Source organism: Bacillus sp. JJ1127, from assembly GCF_036965845.1.
GTDB lineage: Bacteria > Bacillota > Bacilli > Bacillales > Bacillaceae_G > Bacillus_A.
In genome coordinates, this window is sequence record NZ_JBALQK010000023.1 from 1 (window position 1) to 3,008 (window position 3,008).

The following is a 3,008-nucleotide window of genomic DNA, read 5'->3' on the forward strand; positions in this document are numbered from 1 at the left end:
TCAAAACTAGATAACACTTGCTTCATATTATATGGTTAAGTCCTCGATCTATTAGTATTCGTCAGCTCCACATGTCACCATGCTTCCACCTCGAACCTATCAACCTGATCATCTTTCAGGGATCTTACTAGCTTACGCTATGGGAAATCTCATCTTGAGGGGGGCTTCATGCTTAGATGCTTTCAGCACTTATCCCTTCCGCACATAGCTACCCAGCTATGCCCTTGGCAGAACAACTGGTACACCAGCGGTGCGTCCATCCCGGTCCTCTCGTACTAAGGACAGCTCCTCTCAAATTTCCTACGCCCACGACGGATAGGGACCGAACTGTCTCACGACGTTCTGAACCCAGCTCGCGTACCGCTTTAATGGGCGAACAGCCCAACCCTTGGGACCGACTACAGCCCCAGGATGCGATGAGCCGACATCGAGGTGCCAAACCTCCCCGTCGATGTGGACTCTTGGGGGAGATAAGCCTGTTATCCCCGGGGTAGCTTTTATCCGTTGAGCGATGGCCCTTCCATGCGGAACCACCGGATCACTAAGCCCGACTTTCGTCCCTGCTCGACTTGTAGGTCTCGCAGTCAAGCTCCCTTATGCCTTTGCACTCTACGAATGATTTCCAACCATTCTGAGGGAACCTTTGGGCGCCTCCGTTACACTTTAGGAGGCGACCGCCCCAGTCAAACTGCCCACCTGACACTGTCTCTCGGGTCGATAAGACCCGTAGGTTAGAATTTCAATACAGCCAGGGCGGTATCCCACCAGCGCCTCCACCGAAGCTAGCGCTCCGGCTTCAAAGGCTCCCGCCTATCCTGTACAAGCTGTACCAAAATTCAATATCAGGCTACAGTAAAGCTCCACGGGGTCTTTCCGTCCTGTCGCGGGTAACCTGCATCTTCACAGGTACTATAATTTCACCGAGTCTCTGGTTGAGACAGTGCCCAAATCGTTACACCTTTCGTGCGGGTCGGAACTTACCCGACAAGGAATTTCGCTACCTTAGGACCGTTATAGTTACGGCCGCCGTTTACTGGGGCTTCAGTTCAGAGCTTCGCTTGCGCTAACCCCTCTCCTTAACCTTCCAGCACCGGGCAGGTGTCAGCCCCTATACTTCGCCTTACGGCTTCGCAGAGACCTGTGTTTTTGCTAAACAGTCGCTTGGGCCTATTCACTGCGGCTTTCCGTTAAGAAAGCACCCCTTCTCCCGAAGTTACGGGGTCATTTTGCCGAGTTCCTTAACCAGAGTTCTCTCGCACACCTTAGGATTCTCTCCTCGCCTACCTGTGTCGGTTTGCGGTACAGGCACCTTTTATCTCGCTAGAAGCTTTTCTTGGCAGCGGGGAATCAAAGACTTCGCTCCATAAGGAGCTTCCCCATCACAGCTCAGCCTTCACGATAAGCGGATTTGCCTACTTATCAGCCTAACTGCTTGGACGTGCACAACCAATCGCACGCTTCTTCTATCCTTCTGCGTCCCTCCATTGCTCAAACGATAAAGAGGTGGTACAGGAATATCAACCTGTTGTCCATCGCCTACGCCTGTCGGCCTCGGCTTAGGTCCTGACTAACCCTGAGCGGACGAGCCTTCCTCAGGAAACCTTAGGCATTCGGTGGACGGGATTCTCACCCGTCTTTCGCTACTCATACCGGCATTCTCACTTCTAAGCACTCCACCAGTCCTTCCGGTCTGACTTCACTGTCCTTAGAACGCTCCCCTACCACTGATACCATAGGTATCAATCCGCAGCTTCGGTGGTGTATTTAGCCCCGGTACATTTTCGGCGCAGAGTCACTCGACTAGTGAGCTATTACGCACTCTTTAAATGGTGGCTGCTTCTAAGCCAACATCCTAGTTGTCTAAGCAACTCCACATCCTTTTCCACTTAATACACACTTTGGGACCTTAGCTGGCGGTCTGGGCTGTTTCCCTTTTGACTACGGATCTTATCACTCGCAGTCTGACTCCCAAGGATAAGTCATTGGCATTCGGAGTTTGACTGAATTCGGTAATCCGATGAGGACCCCTAGTTCAATCAGTGCTCTACCTCCAAGACTCTTACACTTGAGGCTAGCCCTAAAGCTATTTCGGGGAGAACCAGCTATCTCCAGGTTCGATTGGAATTTCTCCGCTACCCACACCTCATCCCCGCACTTTTCAACGTGCGTGGGTTCGGGCCTCCATTCAGTGTTACCTGAACTTCACCCTGGACATGGGTAGATCACCTGGTTTCGGGTCTACGACCACGTACTAAACGCCCTATTCAGACTCGCTTTCGCTACGGCTCCGCCTCTTCAGCTTAACCTCGCACGGGATCGTAACTCGCCGGTTCATTCTACAAAAGGCACGCCATCACCCGTTAACGGGCTCTGACTATTTGTAGGCACACGGTTTCAGGATCTCTTTCACTCCCCTTCCGGGGTGCTTTTCACCTTTCCCTCACGGTACTGGTTCACTATCGATCACTAGGTAGTATTTAGCCTTGGGAGATGGTCCTCCCGGATTCCGACGGAATTTCACGTGTTCCGCCGTACTCAGGATACATTCAAGAGAGAACGAAGTTTCGACTACGGGGTTGTTACCCTCTGTGACGAGCCTTTCCAGGCTGCTTCGTCTACCTCGTTCCTTTGTAACTCCGTATAGAATGTCCTACAACCCCAAGAGGCAAGCCTCTTGGTTTGGGCTAGATTCCGTTTCGCTCGCCGCTACTCAGGAAATCGCATTTGCTTTCTCTTCCTCCAGGTACTTAGATGTTTCAGTTCCCTGGGTCTGTCTTCCTTACCCTATGTATTCAGATAAGGATACCATACCATTACGTATGGTGGGTTTCCCCATTCGGAAATCTTCGGATCAAAGCTTACTTACAGCTCCCCGAAGCATATCGGCGTTAGTCCCGTCCTTCATCGACTCCTAGTGTCAAGGCATCCACCGTGCGCCCTTTCTAACTTAACCAAACTAAAATTAAAAAATATGAGCTACACTGTTATCTAGTTTTCAAAGAACATAC

General features: G+C 51.2%; 1 rRNA gene. It reads right to left on the bottom strand.

What is annotated here, in order from left to right:
• Positions 1–31 precede the first annotated feature (31 nt).
• Positions 32–2,953 (bottom strand): 23S ribosomal RNA (locus V7183_RS02985).
• Positions 2,954–3,008: the final 55 nt, after the last annotated feature.